This is a genomic window from Bacillus sp. JZ39 (assembly GCF_053903145.1).
Genome location: NZ_CP096389.1, coordinates 1,528,675 through 1,546,684, shown reverse-complemented (window position 1 = coordinate 1,546,684; position 18,010 = coordinate 1,528,675). Strand labels below are relative to the sequence as shown.

The following is an 18,010-nucleotide window of genomic DNA, read 5'->3' as shown; positions in this document are numbered from 1 at the left end:
ATGAGTATAGCATGTTACCGAAAAAGCTCAAAAGACTTTGTTTGTATTTCGCTCCAATGCTTTGATGCTGCCATATAAAAACTCTAGGTGGACGGCATCAAGACCTTGAAGACTTGCTTCCTTCAATAAGTATCCGATAATGGCGTCAGCTTCCGTCTGCCGGCCTCCAATGACGTCAACCAGCATTGATGAACGATTCTCTTTCGTTTGTCCACAAACAGCCTGAACCCGCTCCCAAGCCTTTTCTTCATTTTCAAGTTTTAAAATGCGGCATGCCTCCTGAAATACCAGCTTCATAAAAGCCAGATAAGCTGGCGTTGTCAGCAGTTCTCCATTTTTCACCTGCAATAACGCAGTTAAAGGATTAATACACGCATTTACAATCAGCTTGCCCGTCAGCAGACGGTACCAATCCGTCTCATAATAAATCGGAAAGTCCGAATGGTTATGCTGAAACAAGATGTTCAGCCGGTCTGGTTCAGCATCGTCGAACGCGCTCCATTTTATCGCACCTAGGCCTGTATGATCAACAGCTGTATCCGATTTTCTTACAGCTCCGTGCTCAACGATTCCAACATAAATGGAATGGCCAACGTGCCAGTCTTTTAGGTCGTGGATATGCCCCATGCCGTTTTGCAAAAATAATATATTCGTCTTCCCGATTCGTTCAAGCGACGAAAAAACAGATTGAAGCTGATGCTGCTTCACTGTCACGACAAGCAGGTCAAAGTCCGAATTGATACTCGTGTCCGCACTGCAATCAGCCCTGAATTCCTCCCCGCCTTTATAAAGCCGGATTCCTTCAGACTGAATGGCCGCAGCCTGTTCTTGCCGCCTCGTCACAACAGTCACGTCGTGATAAAGTGACAAATAATAGGCGCATAAAAGACCGACGGAGCCTCCGCCGATAATTCCAATTTTCATGATGTCACACCCAATTTAGCATTTACGTATTATCATAGCAGAAGTAAGAAGAAATTACTTCTCAAAGATCCCATGTGCTTAAAATTAAAGTTTAAATATTTGGATTTTTTAAATAAAGCGTTTACAATATATGTAGAAACAACAAAGGGGGAGATTTGTTTGACAAAGGTAGAACGTCTGCTTATCAACTATAAAACGCTGGAAGAATTCAAGAAATTCAAAGAATACGGCATTCAGGAGCTTTCAATGCTTGAAGAACTTCAGGATAATATTATTGAAAATGACAGCACCTCGCCTTTTTACGGGATTTATTTTGGCGATAAACTTGTAGCACGAATGAGTCTGTATCAAGTTAACGGCAAATCGAATCCCTATTTTGACAACCGCCAGGATTATTTGGAGCTGTGGAAGCTTGAGGTTCTTCCGGGCTACCAGAACAGGGGATACGGGAGAGCCTTGGTTGAATTTGCAAAATCATTCAAAATGCCGATCCGGACAAATCCGAGAATGAAATCAGCGGAATTTTGGAACAAAATGAACTTTAAAACTGTTAAGTATGATATGGCGCGGGACAAAGGGGAAAACCCGCTCATCTGGCATCCTGATATGGATCATGAAATGACACCGGGAGAGTCTGCATAGAAATAAAAACAACCGGCCTATTCTTACTATAGGGCCGGTTCATTTCAGGCGTTTCTTTACGTTTCTTGAGCCGCTTTTTTCATTCTTCCGTCTTCCTTCGAAACAACCATTTTTCTGGCCCGATCCATGATATCGATCAGTGCCTTGTAATCCTCTTCTGTCATCTCTAGCTGATTCCGCAATGTCTGATTTTCACTCCGCAAATCCTCAAGCTCTTTTTGCAGCGATTGGATTTGCTCCTTCAATTTTTCCCTTTCAAGCTGAAATTCTTGTGCAGACGGTGCTTCTTTGAATTGTTCGAGAAATTGAATGACATCCTGAATGGACAAATCTCGTTTTCCTTCTGACGATGCCGAGGCAGTCTGCTTCATGGAATTCGGCATATTGACCGAATGAACGCCGATTTGCTTCCTCAGTTCTTTCCTTTGCTTTTTTGCAAGCTCTATACCTGACTGGTATTGTTTTCTCACATACGAGTTCCACCTGAAACCACAGGCTGCCGCGGTTCTGGTCAGCGCCCTTCCAACCTCCTCAAAGGCTGAAAGCTGTGTTCCTCCCTCTCGAATATGACGAAGCACCACTTCTGCCAGCAGCAAATCCTCATCCTGAGTCCAAGCATCTTGTCTTGTAATGGTCAAATTCAATCTCCCTCCATGTCAGCTTATTTATCTCATACATATGCCGGTAATAGATTAGATAGACTATTTGCACTCACAAATTTTCCGCAAGCTGACAGGAAGAGAAAAAGAAAAAGCGCAGGGCTTTCACCCCGCGCTTTTCTTATTAGTTACTTTTTACATTTATGTCTTTGCCGTTGTATGATCCGCATGCTTTGCATACACGGTGAGACAACTTCATCTCTCCGCATGACGGACATTCTGTCATACCAGGTACATTAAGTTTGAAATGTGTACGGCGCAATCTTTTCTTCATTTTAGAAGTTCTTCTAAAAGGTACAGCCATTATTCCCACCTCCTTAAAGAGTTAAGATTCATCATCTTGTTTTAAGAGCTTTTCAAGGGCTGCAAGTCTCGGATCAACTTGATTCTTCTTGTCTTCTTCCGAAATGACTTGCCAATCCTTTCCTTCTTGAGGAGCAGCTCCTTTTTCTTGTTCAGATTCACAAAAGATTTGCATAGGGATTTCTAAAAGAATTTCTTCTTTCACGATCGGAGTTAAGTCGATAGTATCGTCCTCAACAATATGAACGTCATCATCTTCTATATCATCCGTGTGATGAAATATAAACAGTTCTTTTGTTGAAATTTCAAATGGATACGGGACATCAACGAGTGTTCTTGAGCATGGCAAAATCATTTCGCCTGAAATTGTAAAATCAAACGAAACCTGTTTGGATTTGATATCCGCTCTGCCCTTCACCCGGACGGGAGAAATGCGGCGAATGTCAGAATTCAGCTTTGTCAGCTCATTTAACTCAACTGTTTCATCAAACTCAAAACTTTGTTTTGGCATTTGATGCAGCTGATAAATCGTCCATTTCATTTGTATCACCTCAGGAAAGCAACAAACATGATTATAGCTTTTAAGATTGTTTTTGTCAATATTTTTTCTTTACAGCATAATGCTGCCATTGAAGTATCGTTGACAGCGGAATATGCTATGCATACACTTAAAACAAAAATAAGGCGTAAGAGTTTTCATTTGCAAATGTACCATACGTTTTTAAACATAGCAAGAAAGGCGGAAAAAATATGAAAGCTGTCGGATTGGTGGTTGAATATAATCCCTTTCATAACGGTCACCTTTATCATGCCCAAACAGCAAAGCGGCAAACCGGATGTGACACGGCTGTGGCGGTGATGAGCGGGCATTTTTTACAGCGCGGGGAACCCGCTGTTGTATCAAAATGGGCCCGAACAAAAATGGCGCTGCAAAGCGGAGTTGATCTTGTCATTGAGCTGCCTTATCTTTATGCCGTGCAAAAAGCAGACATTTTTGCACGCGGCAGTGTTTCAATCCTGAACGAACTTGAATGTGAGGCGCTGTTTTTCGGGAGTGAAAATGGAGATATCAAGCCTTTTTTAGAAACAGCACAGCTTATTGATGAGCATAAACATATATTGAATGACCGAATTAAAGAAGAACTTAAAAAGGGGGCCAGTTACCCAGCAGCGGCGGCTAGCGCCTTCAGCTCCATTTTGCATACTGAAAGTGCACTTGACTTGTCAAAACCAAATAACATTTTGGGATATCAGTATGTGACCTCGATTCTAACCGGGGGATATCCTATGAAACCTTATACTACGGCACGCATCTCTTCGGACTATCATGATGCCGATCTCCCTGAAGGCGAAAACCATATCGCAAGCGCCACAAGCATCAGAAAAGCAATGACTGGCCAGAATCTCGAAGCCTGCTTTCGTTTTCTCCCTGCTGCATCTGCACGTGAATTAGCAGCTTACCGCAAATCTTTCGGATTGTGGCATACACCTGAGAGCTACTTTTCTTACTTAAAATACAGCCTTTCAACTGTAACAGCACAGGAATTACAGCAAGTATACGAGGTGGAGGAAGGTTTAGAGCACAGAATTCTTCGTTCGATCAGAAAATCCAGCTCCTATCAAGAATTTATGGAGCTGCTGAAAACAAAACGCTATACGTGGACAAGGCTCCAGCGGATGAATACACACATTTTAACCAGAACAAAAAAACAGGATATGCAAAAGCTGCTTGACAACGATAAGGTGCCGTATATCAGGCTTCTCGGCATGACGAAAAAAGGACAGGCTTATTTATCCGAAAAGAAAAGAGCACTGTCTGTTCCGCTTGTCAGCAAACTGTCCTCTTTCTCCCATCCAGCTCTCGATCTGGACGTAAAAGCAAGCAGGATTTACAGCCTGCCGATAGAAGAGCCGCTGAGAACTGAGTTTGACCTGCAGGAATACGGACATGCACCGATTCGATATGATGAAGATGAACAACACTTTTTAAATGTATAGAAAAAGCACCTGAGAATCAGGTGCTTTTCGCTTTCAGCTTATTCAAATAATCAATCGCATCCTGCATGGTATCAACAGGCACAATCTTCATATTTGAATCAATATCTTTTGCTGTTTTTACTGCGTTCTTATAATCGGAATTGCTGGTGCCGTTTTGATTTGGCGCGAAGAAAATGTCTTTTCCGGCTTTGTCTGCGGCGACGACTTTTTGATCAATGCCGCCGATCGGGCCTACTTTTCCATCAACATCAATGGTACCTGTTCCCGCAATATCGTAGCCTTTTGTTTCGTCTGGTTTTGTCAGCTGATTATAGATTTCAAGGGACATCATTAACCCTGCTGACGGGCCGCCAATATTTTCGATTTCAAAATCAATATCAGGCTCTACCTTCACGTTTCTGTCTGTATAAAGCGAAACTCCGATTCCTGCCCGATCCGGCTCATCAGGAAATTGTTTTAACGTAAGGGTGACACGCTTTTCTTTTTCTTCTCTTTCGATCTTTAACGTGACTTTATCTCCCGCTTTTTTGCTGCTGATATAATCAATCAGCTTTTCAGCAGACTGATAGTTTTTGCCGTCTGCGCTGATGATTTTATCACCGACTTCTATTTTCCCTTTTGCCGGCATGTTTTCTACAACTGAGCTTGCGTATATGCCGTTAAAGGAATAGCTGACTTTTTTTCCTGCCTTTTGATAGGCGGCTATAACCGCATTTTCTTGCGAACTTTTCATCATTTGGAGCTGTCTTTTCATATACTCCTTATCTGACTCGCCTTCCTCCTTAATGCTCTCATCAGGAACAATTTCATAATAAGGGTGCATCTTTGCCCACACATATGTAAACGGATTAGCCGGTCCCACTTTAACAGTCATTAAGGACAGGCTTCCTTTTTCCGGGTAGCCTCCCTCCACTTTTATCAATGAAGCAAGCTCTGTCGCTTCTCCCGGTTTTGTAATATAGTATGGAAGTTTTATAAATGATAAAACGGCGATCAGTATGAGGATGACGAGCATCCAGCTAAAATGTTTTTTACGTAGCAAATTATGAGCCCTCCCAATTCTCTATTTCTTTTCTTATCTTGCTGATCATTCGATTTGTCGCCTCTTCGCCTGCCGATATCATTTCTTCAATATTGGCAAACGAGCTTGAGCTGTATGTTTCAAGGGAAGGGCGAATCATGATATCTGCGGCAATTGTTTGATGCCGCACTAATTCATTTTGCAGTATATCCATACTTTGCATAATCACATCAAAAATATGCACTGCTGTTTCAGTTTTTCGAACCCTGGAAACATCCGAAGCGATGATAATATCAGCTCCCATGTCTTTCACAACAGAAACCGGAATTCGATCGACGACCGCGCCGTCTACAAGAAGGCGTCCGTCCAGCCGCTGCGGAATAAAGATACCCGGGATGCTGATGCTGGCCCTCACTGCATCTGACACTGATCCTTTTCGGAACACAATCTTTTCTCCCGTCTGTAGATCACACGCAACAATGCCCAGCGGGATTTGGAGCTCTTCAATCGGTTTTCCGAATGTATAAGCATGCACAAGCTGTCTGACGCGGTCACCTTTTAAAAAACCGAGTTTCGGAACCGTATAATCAGCATAAAGCCTTCGTTTAAAGGCTTTGGCTACTTTTTTCATCGTTGCCACGTCATGTCCGGCGGCGTAAAAACTGCCCACCAAAGCGCCCATGCTGCTTCCTGCAATCATATCCACTTCAATTTGGTGCTTATGTAAACTGGAAAGCACACCGAGATGAGCAAGCCCTCTGGCCCCTCCCGATCCTAACGCTAACCCGATTTTAGGTTTGGCCAAAGCGTTAACCTCCTGCCTGAATTCCCTGTATACCGAATTCTATGGTCTAAACTGAACCCCTATGCTCGTATATTAGTACAAAGAATCAAGAGGACAGGTACTGCTTGGCCGTTTTACATCATACATTATTTTATCATGATATACATGTCATTGGGCATTTTTAGCATCGGGGAGGTAAGAATGAACTTGTCGAAGATTAATACACTTTTGATTGCCTCGTTTTTTCTTTTTTTAACAGCGACTGTCATCTCACATCCACAGGCCTCATTCGAAGCCTCTAAAACCGGGCTGTCTATGTGGTGGGAGGTTGTGTTTCCGTCATTGCTGCCATTTTTTATTCTGTCCGAACTCTTAATCGGCTTTGGCATTGTGCGATTTGTCGGTGTTTTGCTTGAGCCTTTTATGCGGCCGATCTTTCGCGTGCCGGGTGTCGGCGGCTTCGTTCTTGCTATGGGAATGGCATCAGGAAACCCAGCGGGAGCAAAACTCACTGCCCGTCTGCGGCAGGAAAATCAGATTTCAAGAGTAGAGGCAGAACGGCTCGCGTCGTTTACCAATTCTTCAAACCCGCTCTTTATTTTCGGCGCTGTTGCCGTCGGTTTCTTTCAAAACGCATCACTAGGCATTTTATTAGCTTCTGCACACTATTTAGGGAATCTGGCTGTCGGTTTAACAATGCGTTCCTATGGCCGCAAGGAAGAGCAGCATCTCAGAAGAAAGAAAACGATACCTTTCCCTTCAGTCAAAGATGCTTTACGCGCTCTTCATACCGCCAGACTTGCAGAAAAACGGCCCTTGGGTAAAATTTTAGGCGACGCCGTGACGTCTTCTGTTCAAACGCTTCTTATGGTAGGCGGCTTTATTATTTTATTTTCTGTCTTCAATCGGCTGTTGTCAGTGGTCCAGCTGACTGATGTTTTGTCTGTTTTCACAAAAGGAGCACTGACTTTGTTTCAGCTTCCGACTCAATTGGACATTCCGCTTTTATCAGGGATGTTTGAAATTACATTAGGCAGCAAGCTTGTCAGCGAGACAGATGTTTCTCTTCTGCAAAAAGCCATTATCGTCAGCTTTATTCTCGGGTTTAGCGGCTTTTCCGTACAAGCTCAGGTGGCAGGTATTTTATCGGAAACCGACATTCGATTTAAACCATTCTTTATCGCACGTTTGCTGCAGGGCGTTTATGCCGCTGTCTTCGTCATGCTTTTATGGAAACCTCTTTACACGGCATGGCATGATCCATATCAGTATGTATTTAAATCTCTTAACAGCAGTGACATGCCAACTGCCTTTATAAACGGCTGGAATCTGCTTGTGCAGATCGGACCTGCTGTCACACTATGCGCGCTGTTTACGTACATTATCATTTTTTCTTACAGACTGACAAACGGAACAAAAAAAGGATGAGTCAAAACCCTCATCCTTGTCTGAATTTTTGCTGAAGCGCCAGCTCTACTTCCGGCGGTACAAACTCTGATACCGAGCCGTTGTATCTCGCCACTTCTTTTACGATGCTTGAACTTAGAAACGAATATTGATTGTTTGTCATCATAAAAAACGTCTCAATAGATTCATCAAGCACCCGGTTTACTGATGTCCCCTGCATCTCGTATTCAAAATCGGATACAGCTCTCAAGCCTCTTAAAATCGCTTTCGCATTTTTTCTTTTTGCATAATCAATTAACAGGCCTTGCGATGTTTCAACTGTTATGTTCGGAATGTCTTTTGTCACTTCTCTCAGAAGCTCACACCGTTCTTCCACACTGAACAAAGGCTTTTTTGAAGAATTATTCAGCACACATACATACACTTGTTCAAAAATATGCGCCCCGCGTTTGATGATGTCCAGATGCCCGTAGGTCACCGGATCAAAACTGCCGGGACAGACAGCTATACTCGCCACCTCACTACCCCCTCTTTTTATAAATCGCCACACCTGTTAACCCATAGGTTTCTTTTCTTGTCATCACAAGATCTCCTACGGTTTCGGGAAGCTCAACCTCTCTGTCATGCTCAGCGACGATAAAGCCGTCTTCTTCCAGCATTTGATATTCGTCAATCATCGTTAAAAGCGCGTTCAGCTTTTGTTCCTTATACGGCGGATCGAGAAAAATTCCGCGAAAGCCGGTTTCTCTTTTAGCAGCAGCGTGCAAAGCACGTTCCGCATCATTGCGGTATACCTGTGCTTGTTTTGTAAGCTCCAGCGTTTTCAAATTAGATTTTACCGTTTGAATCGCTTTAAAATCACGGTCAACGAATATACAATGCTCAAACCCGCGTGAAAGCGCTTCGATTCCAAGTCCTCCGCTCCCTGCGAATAAGTCAAGTCCCATGCCCCCGTCAAAATAAGGGCCGATCATATTGAAAATGGATTCCTTCACTTTATCGGTTGTCGGTCTTGTTGATGTTCCGGGTACAGCCTTTAGTGAACGGCCTTTTTTTGATCCAGAAATTACTCTCATGTTCCACACCACTTTTTCTAAAAGCTATTTTGTTTCTTTATTCGGCCGGACGCCGCTATGTACATAGAAAAAAATCAATCCTATCTTAACATAAAGCATTCTTCCAAACAATGAACGCTAATCTTGATAAACAGGTGTATAGGCAGCATGATCCTTGTCCATACTATAAGCAACAGCATCTAGAGGATGTTGTTGCCAACCGCGGAGAAGACTTACGTTTCCCCATAAGTTCTTCCTCCGGTTTCTCCTCTCCCTTTGCCTTCTCCTTAACATATTAAGGAATAGAAGGACCCCGCAGATGCCTGCGGGGATTTTTTTATAGCTATATGCCGATTTTATAATCGTATTCTTTTGCCTTATCAAGCTTTGACTCGAATTCCAATTTTAAAAACGGTTTATAAGAAGGCTCCACTTTTTTCACAAATGAGTAAGACGCAATCTTGTCCATTGTTTTTTCAATTTGGTCCATATCACAGTACAGTACGACATATTTTAATCGTTTTGATACATAGTGCACATTCCCGAACTTCCTCAGCATTTTGCTCTGCTTTAGGGAGTGCAGATACACAACCATGCCCTGGCGCCTATTCTCCAATACAATCACCTGCCTGTTTTCTCTTATATGTAAAAGACGAGACGGCCAGTCTCGTCAGGACACTTTACATCCGCAGCTTCCGCCTGAACCGCAGCCGCCTCCGCATGAAGACAAACCGTCAAAATAAGGGTTCCCAGTCGGAACTTTCACATGCTCCGAAACAGCTGTCCCAATCTCAACGCTGACCTCATCAAGAATGGACTGGAGCTCATTTTCAGCTCTCTTGAAGTCAGCCACCTTGTCGTTCAGGTCCAGCTCACGTTTGATCTCCCTCATTTTCCGGGATATTTCTCTATAGTCAGGATGATATTTGCCAAAACGCTGTACATCCTCATACTGCTCTTTTATTTTGATAAAAGAACGAATAATCCGACCTGCCTCTTCATCTTCCTGGAGACGCTTGTAACAATTGCGGTAGTTCTCAGCCGTCTCCGACTGCAGAATCATCTCGGCAAGCTGCTGAGCTTCACTTTGAAGCCGCACGGATTCCATCGTCGCATACATAACATGCACCTCCAGTTGTTAGTTTACCATGAAACCAGCCAATTGGAAAATGCTTAACCGCAGCCGCCAACAAAACCTTATGACCGCATGAAAAAAGACCCTTTTTCAGGGTCTTTTAATCTTTTGTCCGCATCGCTTGAAACATTTGCATCATCATTTGCGCCATTTGAATCCCGTTCGTAAACTGATTCACCCGATGCGGAATGGTTTTTTCATAAAAATTCATCATTTCAAGCTGAAAGGAGGACAGATCATCCGGTTTTCTTGAAAGCCTGCGGTACCATATCGGCTGTTCTCTGATGAATCGTTTCCGTTCTTCGTTTGCTAAAATATATTCCTGAACCTCTTTGCGCATATGAGCTCCCCTTTTTTAATCCTTTCGAAAAGAAAAAGGATGCTGTCCAGAACCTGGCTGAGAATGCTTCTGTCCGCTTCCGGAAAATGTATTAAGAAGGCTTTGCAACGATGAGATCGACTGGCTCATTTTATTGATTTGTTCGTTCATTTGATTGACATCCATCTTTTTCACCGCTGTCACCATTTTCGAGACAAAATCATTTTTTTGCGGTGTTTCAGGCACAGCTTCAGCAGCTGCTTCCGGTTCCCGATACGGATCCCAAATCGGGTCGCTCTCCCCGAAGAGGACCCAATTTTCATATACGTCCTGCCAGCTTCTTTGTTCTTTGCGCACTTCTTTTATCAGCTTGGGATGCTTTTTGACGAATTGTTTAAAGTCATTGATTGAATGATTGGCATGTTGATTCGCCACAATCCTCACCCCCTCCGAAAATCGTTACCTACTACAATGTATCGTTTTGTCGGGCATTGTGTTCGCCTATATTCATTCCCAAATGAATTTTTACCGATATCCCTATATACACTGGTGAAAAAGCCTGACTGAAGGAATTGGAAACGGCCTTATCTGTAAGCTATCAGCACATTCATTCAGACCAGTTTGTATGGAAATAGAAAAAGCCGGGACCATTCGTCCGCGGCTTTCATTACCATCGTTTAATAAAATTTTGGGTGTAATATTTTCGGTCTACTCCGACTCCAAGATGCGTATAATCTGAATTCAGAAGCGCTTTTCGATGGCCTTCGCTATTCAGCCAGCCTTCTACAGCGGCCGGACCGTCCACATAATTGTATGCGATATTTTCTCCCGCTTGCTGAAAGTCAACATGCCCTTTTTCTAAGCGGTCTTTCAGCGTGCCGTATTTTTTGGAGACATGGGAGAAATAATTATTTTCTTTCATATCCTCACTATGTCCGAAGGCCACTTCCGCCGTCGGCTGATCCCACTCAAGCTTTGCAAGCCCATGTTTAACACGTATGACATTCGTCAAATCAAGGATTTGCTTTTCGCTCGTCGTTTGGATCTTTTTCCATTTCTCATCTGAAACGGCTTTCGGTTTAATTAATTCCCCGCGGTACACTACCTCATAAGGTCTTTGCTTTACAAAGGTTTGCGCATCAAACGCCCTGATGCTGGATAGCTTCCCCTCAAATTTGTCCATATACAGCTGGACATACATCTTTCCTACCTTTACAGTCGGTCTTGTATTGATATCTTCTTCAGAAAATTCAAACCGATAGGAATTTCCTTTATACTCTACATTCACAAATGGTGCCACCTGGGTGGTCTTGAATACATCGCCAGTTGATTCTCCAATTTTGAAAGGCTTGGCGTTAATATCATTACCCGACGCGAATAATGTGACCACTTTATTGTTTAATACCCCGATTTGGATATATTGATCCTTACCTTGATTGTATACCCACCAATCGTAATCATAAGCCGAAGGGTCAATGCGTTCAGGTTCCCCAAGCTTTTTCGTTACTTCATCGGCGGACTTGCCCATGAAGGACAATAATCCTGAGGTCGGCATATGTATTCGTTTGCCGCTTTGTGCTTCCTCATTTGACACCTGAGGCTCGCTGTCATTTGATTTCTTTTCAGGAACAGATCCATATTGAATAAACAGAACATAAGTTCCGCAAATAATCAAGAGGATAACCATTGCTCTCAATATATTTTTCAATCTATCACCCCCGTGGCGATTCACAATCTCTTGTTTACATCCCATTACAATACAGCCTATTTAACATGTCAAAGATTTATGTGTTAATGAAAAAAGCCTTCTTCTCTATTATCGCCTTCGGAAATATCCGATAAGGCGCTGCCGGCACGTTCATTCGTTTGCTCAGATAAAGAAAGATCACCAAGCGTGACAATTCCAGTCAGTTTTTTATTTTTTGTAACTGGTATTCTTCTGAGCTGATGCGATGCCATCAAATGAAGAACCTCATCGACTGAAGCATCTTCCTCCACACTGACAGGTTTTTCAGTCATCGCGTCAGTGATTTTTTGCGAGTTCGGTTTTTTGATGGCGATTCCTCTTAATACGAGATCGCGGTCGGTTACGATGCCGACCAATGTTTCCCCGTCCTCATCAACTACCGGAATCGCTCCTACATTTGCGTCCTTCATCTTTACTGCAACTTCATATACATTATCTAATACCGTGCAATATTGCAAGTCGGCTGTCATCAGATCTTTTATTTTTGTCATCCGTTTAACCTCCTTTAGTCTAGTGCTATTGTCGTCAAAATTTAATTTTTGCATACTTTCAAAAGAAGAAGATTCATTGAAAGTTTAACGCTTTCATACTATGATTGTCAGGAAAGGTAATTTTTATAAGGAGGGGTCAGTGTTGAAGTTTACTGAAAGCGGACTTGAAGGGGTTAAGGCTGAGCTCAGCTGGCTAGACGACTTAATGGAAAGCAAAGGTCTTATCAGAGCGGGTCAATGGGATTACGAGAGAGTCACCTATGACAAGAAGTTTTCGACGATTGAGGGTACGTTTTACCTGCGGATACAAGGTATTGCGGCAGAAGGCGATGTCGGAAGCGGGCGCGCCGTGATTCAATTAATGTCCCCTCTCCTAGGAAAGCATTACTACCCTCATGGAGTAGAATATGGAGAAACGGAAGAGTTTCCCGTACAGGTTGTGACAAAAAGCAAGGCACTGATTCAGGACATAGCCAACATGTTAAAAACAGTTCAAATGTAACGAAAAGGTACAGCATATTTCGCTGTACCTTTTATGATATCGTCTGCTGAATATACGGCGGCTCCTCCTGCCCGTCCTTTTCCCTTTCTTTCTTCACCCATTGGAAAAAAATAATGGCCAAAAAAGTACCGTACACAATTTCCTGAATGATTTTCATCATGACTGCTCCGAGCTGCTGATCCTCTAACAAAGGCAGTGTATTCAACATCTCTGGCCCTGTTAATGGGACCTGCCCCATCATATCCGCTGGCACACAAAGCCTCATTGCCTCAGCCCATAAAGCCGGATCTGTATAGGTGGCGTATAACGGTGCACCGCTGAACATGATCAAGGCGCAAGCAGGTGTGAGCAGCATACCGTCCGCCATAATATAACCCAGCTTCATCAAGCCGCTGAGCTGCCGTAGACGCTCAACCTTATGAACAAGCGGCCACCACATGAAGAACGCAAGCACAAAGATAAGCCAAGTGATTAATGTATGGTAAAACGGATCCGTTTTGACAGTATCAAATATAAGCGGTACATGATATAAAGAAAAAATGCCGTTAAACAAAAGCAAAGCAATTAAAGGCGTCGTAAAAAAGGAAAAAAACGGTTTGATTGAAGGCCTGAAAATGATTTTTTCCCAGAGCCATGCAGGAATTCCCGCGATTAACAGCGGCGGGACAACCAAATACAGGACGGCCATCTGCACCATATGTGCGCTGAACATAATATGTCCGAGCAGATCAACCGGGCTTCCCTCGGCTGCATATAAAAACAGCATCGCCGACAGAAAGCATACCATCTCTTTACCAGTTATTCGATTTGGCTTTGAAGACATTCGCCTGTAAAAATAGAGATAAAGCGCCGTAATGCCTAACAGGATACAAAAAAGATAAGGGCTCCACATCGCGCGAAACCCAAATATCTCCAACTGATTCATTTCTTCACCTCCGGCGGCTGTTCAAATTACCACCATATAATTGTCACAAACGCAAGCACAGTGATAAACGCGACAAACACCCCTGAATACAAAAACAGTGCCGGCGCCTCATGCCCTTTCTGATTCATATGCATGAAATAATACAGCTGAAAGATGACTTGAATTGCAGCTAGCAAAATAATGAAAGGAATCGTAAACCAGCTGCCGACACCGTCCGTGGCCACAGTCAGAAATGCAACAATCGTAAGACCGATCATTAAACCAAAAGACAGGACTTGATATTTCATCTCTCGGGCATGCTTTTTTTTCTTAAATTCAAGGTCGCTATTGATATGCCCTCTGCTTTTTTTATCGACCATGTTTATCCCACCATCCCCATTAAATATACAACGGTAAAGATGAAGACCCACACGACATCAATAAAGTGCCAATAAAGGCTGGCAACGTAAAACTTAGGCGCCGTATACAGATTCAGCCCTCTCTTGGCATTGCGGATCATAAGCGTGCTGATCCACATAAGCCCAAATGCCACGTGGGCGCCGTGTGTACCGACAAGCGTGTAAAACGCAGAACCAAGGGCAGAGCTTGTGATGGTAAAGCCAAATTCATGGGTGTAATGCTTGAACTCATAGATTTCCAGTCCTAAAAAGCCCGCCCCCAATAAAATCGTAATTCCCAGCCAAAGCTGCATCTTGCCGAAGGAAAAGTTCTTCATGTGGTACATCGCGTACACACTCGTTAAACTGCTCGTTAATAGAAGCATTGTGGCAATGAATACAAGTGTCACATCGAACATTTCCGTCGTAGGCGGATCACCGGCATTTGAATTCCGAAGCGCAAGAAACGTGGCGAAGAGAGACGCAAACAGAACAGTCTCTCCGCCAAGAAAAAGCCAAAAGCCTAAAAATTTATTTTTCCCTTCCAGTGTTACTTTTTCAGGAGAAGCCGGAAAGGTTTCTGCGGTGAATTTTTCTTGAACTTGCATTATGCCTTCACCCCTTTATCATCGTTCGGCAGTTCCTCTTTATGAATATGATAGCCGTGATCATCAATTACTGAACGAAGCAGCATCGTAATAAATGTGATGCCGAGCCCGATAAAGATCACCGGCAGGCCCCAAGCGTAATCACTTCTGTACAGCAGCCCGAACGCTGCGACAAAAAGGCCGAAGGAAATGACGAGCGGCAGGATTGAGCCGTTTGGCATATGAATATCATCAACCGGTTCCGCCGGCGTCATTGATTCGTGCCCTGCCTGCTTCTCAATCCAAAATGGATCAAGTCCTCTGACAAAAGGAAGCTGTTTAAAGTTATACTCCGGCGGCGGTGAAGAAACGGTCCATTCCAGCGTACGTCCGTCATGCCATGGATCAGCACCTACATATTCACCTTTTACCGATGTCCATATGACATTGACCAGCAGAAGAATAACAGCTGCCGCCATAAAAAACGCCCCGATTGTACTGATCAAGTTGCCGGTTTCCAGACCCTGTCCTGGCAAAAACGTATAAACCCGGCGCGGCATCCCCATTAAGCCGACAAAATGCTGAATGAAAAACGTGAGGTGAAAGCCGATAAAAAACAATACAAATGAAATTTTCCCCATCGTTTCATGCAGAATTTTACCGAACATTTTCGGCCACCAGAAATGAACACCGGCTAAAAGGCCGAATACAACGCCGCCAATAATGACGTAGTGGAAGTGCGCAACCACAAAATACGTATCATGGAACTGATAATCAGCCGCAGCAGCTGCCAGCATGACTCCCGTCACACCGCCGAGCACAAAGGATGGAATAAATGAGACAGCATACAGCATAGCGGTTGTATACTTCACATTTCCTCCCCAAATCGTCAACAGCCAGTTAAAAATCTTAATCCCGGTCGGAATCGCGATAGCCATTGTTGCAACCGCAAAAATCGCATTTGCAATCGGGCCGAGACCAGTCGTGAACATGTGGTGCACCCAAACCATAAAGCCCAGAAAGCCGATGAGCACGATTGCAAAAACCATTGAAGAATAGCCAAACAAACGCTTTCTGGCGAACACAGGGATGACCTCAGAAAAAATACCAAATGCAGGCAAAATTAGGATATAAACCTCCGGGTGGCCGAAGATCCAAAATAAATGTTCCCAAATGACCGTATTTCCGCCAAGCTCCGGATTAAAGAAATTGGTTCCGAACAGCCGATCCAGCATCATGAGAGCCAATCCAACCGTAAGCGGCGGAAACGCGAACAAAATCAATGCCGAGGCCACAAATGTCGTCCATGTAAACAAAGGCAGCCTCATATACGTCATGCCCGGAGCCCTCATGTTGATAATCGTGGCCAAAAAGTTAATCCCGGCTATCAGCGTCCCGAGCCCCGATATTTGGAGTCCGAGGACGAAAAAGTCTATGCCGTGCCCTTTAGAATGAAGCGAAAGTGAGGCATATGACGTCCAGCCCGCATCTGGCGCTCCGCCCAAAAACCAGCTTAGATTTAAGAAAATGCCCCCGAAAAAGAAGAGCCAAAAACCAAGCGCGTTTAAAAATGGAAACGAAACGTCCCGAGCCCCGATCTGCAAAGGCACAACCGCATTCATCAAGGCAAATAAGAGCGGCATCGCAGCCAGAAAGATCATCGTCGTTCCGTGCATAGTCATTACTTCATTGTACGCTTGAGCACTGAGAAACGCATTTTCCGGCTTTGCAAGCTGAATTCTGATAAACATCGCTTCAATTCCCCCGACAAGAAAGAAGAATCCCCCTGCTACTAAATAAAGAATCGCGATTTTTTTATGGTCCACCGTCGTCAAATAATCCCAAAGCATAGATCCGCGCGTCCGCTTTTCTGTAAGCGCATTCAACATATGTGACCTCCCCCAATATCTCCCTTTCTTCCCTACTTGCTTTCCGCTTTTAAGCCTTTTAAGTATTCATAAAGCGCATCTGTTTCGCTGTCTGAGAGCTTTGGATATGTGCCTGTCATTTTGTTCCCCGGCTTTATGCTGTCAGGGTCCTTCAGCCAAGCCTTCACATTTTCTTTGTTGGCCTCTTTCACCCCTGCCACTTTTGTCCTTTCACCGAAGGTCGCCAAGTTAGGTGCCGTTCTAGCGGCTTCTGCACGCTTATCATTCGGCTCTACCGCATGGCAGCTCAGGCAGTTTTTCTCTTTAAACAGTTCTTCACCCTGCTTAGCCAAATCGCTCTCTGCTGTAGATTTATAGTTTTTCATTTCTTTTGTCCAGCCCTGAAATTCCTTTGCAGACATCGTCTTCACCTTAAAATCCATCAGGGCATGTGAAGGGCCGCAAAGCTCTGCACACTTCCCAAAAAACATATCTCCTGCCTCTTTGCTTCGTTTTGAATCAAATGTCAGGAAGAACTTATTTTCATTATCCGTATTCGTATCAAGTTTTCCTCCAACTGAAGGAATCCAGAAGGAATGTTTTACATCAGAGGCTTTTAAATTAAAATATACACGCTGATCTGTCGGTACAATCAGCTCCTGGCTTGTGATAATGCCGTAATCAGGGTACTCAAACTCCCACCAGTATAAATTTGCCCTAACATTGACTACAAGAGCATCCTCAGCTTTGCGGCCTTTCTTATCCATTGGTGATGTGTCCGCTAGCTCCAGCGTATATAATACAACAGGAATCACAAGAATAATGAGCAGCAAAATCGGGATCACGGTCCATGTGATTTCTAAAAATTTATTCCCCTCTACCTGTTTCGGTATCGTGTTCTCACCGACCCGTGATCTTCTGAATCTCACAATCACATAAAAGAAGATAACAGATACTACTGCAACAACAACCACCATAATCAATGTGCTGAGCACTGTCAGGTCATACTGTTTATCAGCCACCTCGCCAGCAGGCTTGAGCGTGGATAAAAAAGGTTTTCCACATCCGCTTAATAGAAGCGGCACTAAGGCTAATAATAAAATAAGACGCCAATGCTTTACCATTTCACCCAACCCCTTTTCTGGTCAATACAAAGGCGGAAAGCGGATCGAAATCTATCGCCATCCAACCTATCACCAATAAAGCACTTACATTTCCTCTTCTCTTAAATTATGAGTTTTTTTACTCAAAATGCCATCTATGTAT

At 43.7% G+C, this 18,010-nt stretch carries 24 protein-coding genes; 5 read left to right on the top strand and 19 right to left on the bottom strand.

Features of this window, described 5'->3' with window-relative positions:
• Positions 1-27: 27 nt before the first annotated feature.
• Positions 28-924 (bottom strand): 2-dehydropantoate 2-reductase, encoded by an 897-nt coding sequence (locus M1D65_RS08130; RefSeq protein ID WP_003232206.1) that lies wholly within the window; start codon positions 922-924, stop codon positions 28-30.
• A gap of 159 nt (positions 925-1,083) precedes the next feature.
• Between M1D65_RS08130 and M1D65_RS08125 the strand changes: the two genes are divergently transcribed.
• Positions 1,084-1,566, top strand: a complete 483-nt coding sequence (locus M1D65_RS08125) for an N-acetyltransferase (RefSeq protein ID WP_014476736.1) — start codon at positions 1,084-1,086, stop codon at positions 1,564-1,566.
• A gap of 56 nt (positions 1,567-1,622) precedes the next feature.
• On the opposite strand, the gene gerR is transcribed toward M1D65_RS08125, so the two are convergent.
• From gerR to M1D65_RS08110, 3 genes are all read right to left on the bottom strand, one after another.
• Complete coding sequence (gerR, locus tag M1D65_RS08120; protein ID WP_015383592.1) at positions 1,623-2,204, bottom strand: sporulation specific transcriptional regulator GerR; 582 nt, start codon at positions 2,202-2,204, stop codon at positions 1,623-1,625.
• 145 nt (positions 2,205-2,349) lie between these two features.
• On the bottom strand, positions 2,350-2,529 hold the full coding sequence (rpmF, locus tag M1D65_RS08115; RefSeq protein ID WP_003154457.1) for a 50S ribosomal protein L32: 180 nt from the start codon (positions 2,527-2,529) through the stop codon (positions 2,350-2,352).
• Between the two features lie 21 nt (positions 2,530-2,550).
• Positions 2,551-3,069 carry a YceD family protein gene (locus M1D65_RS08110; RefSeq protein ID WP_014479718.1) on the bottom strand — a complete coding sequence of 173 codons (519 nt, stop codon included), beginning with the start codon at positions 3,067-3,069 and terminating at the stop codon, positions 2,551-2,553.
• A 27-nt stretch (positions 3,070-3,096) separates the two neighbouring features.
• On the opposite strand from M1D65_RS08110, the gene M1D65_RS08105 reads away from it, so the two are divergent.
• Both M1D65_RS08105 and M1D65_RS08100 read left to right on the top strand, forming a co-directional pair.
• Positions 3,097-3,282, top strand: a complete 186-nt coding sequence (locus M1D65_RS08105; RefSeq protein WP_003232215.1) for a hypothetical protein — start codon at positions 3,097-3,099, stop codon at positions 3,280-3,282.
• On the top strand, positions 3,279-4,526 hold the full coding sequence (locus M1D65_RS08100) for a nucleotidyltransferase (protein ID WP_124073198.1): 1,248 nt from the start codon (positions 3,279-3,281) through the stop codon (positions 4,524-4,526). Before M1D65_RS08105 ends, M1D65_RS08100 begins: the two co-directional genes overlap by 4 nt.
• Positions 4,527-4,542: 16 nt before the next feature.
• Here the strand turns inward: M1D65_RS08100 and ddcP are convergent, their stop codons facing one another.
• Together ddcP and M1D65_RS08090 are read right to left on the bottom strand one after the other, a co-directional pair.
• A complete protein-coding gene (gene ddcP / locus M1D65_RS08095) occupies positions 4,543-5,568 on the bottom strand; it encodes a protease DdcP (protein WP_124073197.1) in 1,026 nt (341 codons plus the stop codon).
• A gap of 1 nt (position 5,569) precedes the next feature.
• Entirely contained in the window at positions 5,570-6,352 is a 783-nt protein-coding gene (locus M1D65_RS08090; protein WP_003232221.1) for a patatin family protein, read from the bottom strand.
• A gap of 180 nt (positions 6,353-6,532) precedes the next feature.
• Between M1D65_RS08090 and spoVV the strand changes: the two genes are divergently transcribed.
• Entirely contained in the window at positions 6,533-7,759 is a 1,227-nt protein-coding gene (gene spoVV / locus M1D65_RS08085) for a dipicolinic acid transporter SpoVV (RefSeq protein ID WP_064671350.1), read from the top strand.
• 10 nt (positions 7,760-7,769) lie between these two features.
• Here the strand turns inward: spoVV and coaD are convergent, their stop codons facing one another.
• The 8 genes from coaD to M1D65_RS08045 form a co-directional block, all read right to left on the bottom strand.
• Positions 7,770-8,255, bottom strand: coding sequence for a pantetheine-phosphate adenylyltransferase (gene coaD / locus M1D65_RS08080; RefSeq protein ID WP_003245283.1), 486 nt, complete (start codon positions 8,253-8,255; stop codon positions 7,770-7,772).
• Positions 8,256-8,259: 4 nt separating this feature from the next.
• A complete protein-coding gene (gene rsmD / locus M1D65_RS08075) occupies positions 8,260-8,814 on the bottom strand; it encodes a 16S rRNA (guanine(966)-N(2))-methyltransferase RsmD (protein ID WP_070548911.1) in 555 nt (184 codons plus the stop codon).
• Between the two features lie 322 nt (positions 8,815-9,136).
• A complete protein-coding gene (locus M1D65_RS08070) occupies positions 9,137-9,409 on the bottom strand; it encodes a YlbG family protein (protein WP_009967171.1) in 273 nt (90 codons plus the stop codon).
• A gap of 54 nt (positions 9,410-9,463) precedes the next feature.
• Positions 9,464-9,913, bottom strand: a complete 450-nt coding sequence (gene ricF / locus M1D65_RS08065) for a regulatory iron-sulfur-containing complex subunit RicF (RefSeq protein ID WP_003221370.1) — start codon at positions 9,911-9,913, stop codon at positions 9,464-9,466.
• Positions 9,914-10,028: 115 nt separating this feature from the next.
• Positions 10,029-10,268 (bottom strand): YlbE-like family protein, encoded by a 240-nt coding sequence (locus tag M1D65_RS08060; RefSeq protein WP_003232231.1) that lies wholly within the window; start codon positions 10,266-10,268, stop codon positions 10,029-10,031.
• 15 nt (positions 10,269-10,283) lie between these two features.
• Complete coding sequence (gene ylbD / locus M1D65_RS08055; RefSeq protein WP_032725642.1) at positions 10,284-10,682, bottom strand: YlbD family protein; 399 nt, start codon at positions 10,680-10,682, stop codon at positions 10,284-10,286.
• Between the two features lie 232 nt (positions 10,683-10,914).
• Positions 10,915-11,955 (bottom strand): CAP domain-containing protein, encoded by a 1,041-nt coding sequence (locus tag M1D65_RS08050; protein WP_456270832.1) that lies wholly within the window; start codon positions 11,953-11,955, stop codon positions 10,915-10,917.
• Between the two features lie 83 nt (positions 11,956-12,038).
• Entirely contained in the window at positions 12,039-12,485 is a 447-nt protein-coding gene (locus M1D65_RS08045; protein ID WP_456270831.1) for a CBS domain-containing protein, read from the bottom strand.
• A gap of 139 nt (positions 12,486-12,624) precedes the next feature.
• Here M1D65_RS08045 and M1D65_RS08040 point away from each other — a divergent pair, with 139 nt between their 5' ends.
• Positions 12,625-12,987 (top strand): YugN family protein, encoded by a 363-nt coding sequence (locus tag M1D65_RS08040; RefSeq protein WP_003232238.1) that lies wholly within the window; start codon positions 12,625-12,627, stop codon positions 12,985-12,987.
• A gap of 31 nt (positions 12,988-13,018) precedes the next feature.
• On the opposite strand, the gene ctaG is transcribed toward M1D65_RS08040, so the two are convergent.
• From ctaG to coxB, 5 genes are read right to left on the bottom strand one after another with little or no spacing between them, the layout of a single operon-like run.
• Positions 13,019-13,912, bottom strand: coding sequence for a cytochrome c oxidase assembly factor CtaG (ctaG, locus tag M1D65_RS08035; RefSeq protein ID WP_015715837.1), 894 nt, complete (start codon positions 13,910-13,912; stop codon positions 13,019-13,021).
• A gap of 26 nt (positions 13,913-13,938) precedes the next feature.
• On the bottom strand, positions 13,939-14,271 hold the full coding sequence (ctaF, locus tag M1D65_RS08030; RefSeq protein WP_003232242.1) for a cytochrome c oxidase subunit IVB: 333 nt from the start codon (positions 14,269-14,271) through the stop codon (positions 13,939-13,941).
• A gap of 2 nt (positions 14,272-14,273) precedes the next feature.
• Positions 14,274-14,897 (bottom strand): cytochrome c oxidase subunit III, encoded by a 624-nt coding sequence (ctaE, locus tag M1D65_RS08025; RefSeq protein WP_003232244.1) that lies wholly within the window; start codon positions 14,895-14,897, stop codon positions 14,274-14,276.
• A complete protein-coding gene (gene ctaD, locus M1D65_RS08020; protein WP_021479350.1) occupies positions 14,897-16,765 on the bottom strand; it encodes a cytochrome c oxidase subunit I in 1,869 nt (622 codons plus the stop codon). The genes ctaE and ctaD overlap by 1 nt, the downstream gene beginning before the upstream one ends.
• Before the next feature lie 32 nt (positions 16,766-16,797).
• Entirely contained in the window at positions 16,798-17,868 is a 1,071-nt protein-coding gene (gene coxB, locus M1D65_RS08015) for a cytochrome c oxidase subunit II (protein WP_014663859.1), read from the bottom strand.
• Between the last annotated feature and the right edge of the window lie 142 nt (positions 17,869-18,010).

Excerpts from the sequence above, each read along its gene's own strand:
- rpmF (WP_003154457.1), bottom strand. The coding sequence starts at position 2,529 with ATGGCTGTACCTTTTAGAAGAACTTCTAAAATGAAGAAAAGATTGCGC.
- M1D65_RS08105 (WP_003232215.1), top strand. The coding sequence starts at position 3,097 with ATGATTATAGCTTTTAAGATTGTTTTTGTCAATATTTTTTCTTTACAG.
- M1D65_RS08110 (WP_014479718.1), bottom strand. The coding sequence starts at position 3,069 with ATGAAATGGACGATTTATCAGCTGCATCAAATGCCAAAACAAAGTTTT.
- ctaG (WP_015715837.1), bottom strand. The coding sequence starts at position 13,912 with ATGAATCAGTTGGAGATATTTGGGTTTCGCGCGATGTGGAGCCCTTAT.
- ctaF (WP_003232242.1), bottom strand. The coding sequence starts at position 14,271 with ATGGTCGATAAAAAAAGCAGAGGGCATATCAATAGCGACCTTGAATTT.
- M1D65_RS08130 (WP_003232206.1), bottom strand. The coding sequence starts at position 924 with ATGAAAATTGGAATTATCGGCGGAGGCTCCGTCGGTCTTTTATGCGCC.
- spoVV (WP_064671350.1), top strand. The coding sequence starts at position 6,533 with ATGAACTTGTCGAAGATTAATACACTTTTGATTGCCTCGTTTTTTCTT.
- ricF (WP_003221370.1), bottom strand. The coding sequence starts at position 9,913 with ATGTATGCGACGATGGAATCCGTGCGGCTTCAAAGTGAAGCTCAGCAG.
- ctaE (WP_003232244.1), bottom strand. The coding sequence starts at position 14,897 with ATGCAAGTTCAAGAAAAATTCACCGCAGAAACCTTTCCGGCTTCTCCT.
- ctaD (WP_021479350.1), bottom strand. The coding sequence starts at position 16,765 with ATGTTGAATGCGCTTACAGAAAAGCGGACGCGCGGATCTATGCTTTGG.
- M1D65_RS08045 (WP_456270831.1), bottom strand. The coding sequence starts at position 12,485 with ATGACAAAAATAAAAGATCTGATGACAGCCGACTTGCAATATTGCACG.
- coxB (WP_014663859.1), bottom strand. The coding sequence starts at position 17,868 with ATGGTAAAGCATTGGCGTCTTATTTTATTATTAGCCTTAGTGCCGCTT.
- M1D65_RS08100 (WP_124073198.1), top strand. The coding sequence starts at position 3,279 with ATGAAAGCTGTCGGATTGGTGGTTGAATATAATCCCTTTCATAACGGT.
- rsmD (WP_070548911.1), bottom strand. The coding sequence starts at position 8,814 with ATGAGAGTAATTTCTGGATCAAAAAAAGGCCGTTCACTAAAGGCTGTA.
- M1D65_RS08060 (WP_003232231.1), bottom strand. The coding sequence starts at position 10,268 with ATGCGCAAAGAGGTTCAGGAATATATTTTAGCAAACGAAGAACGGAAA.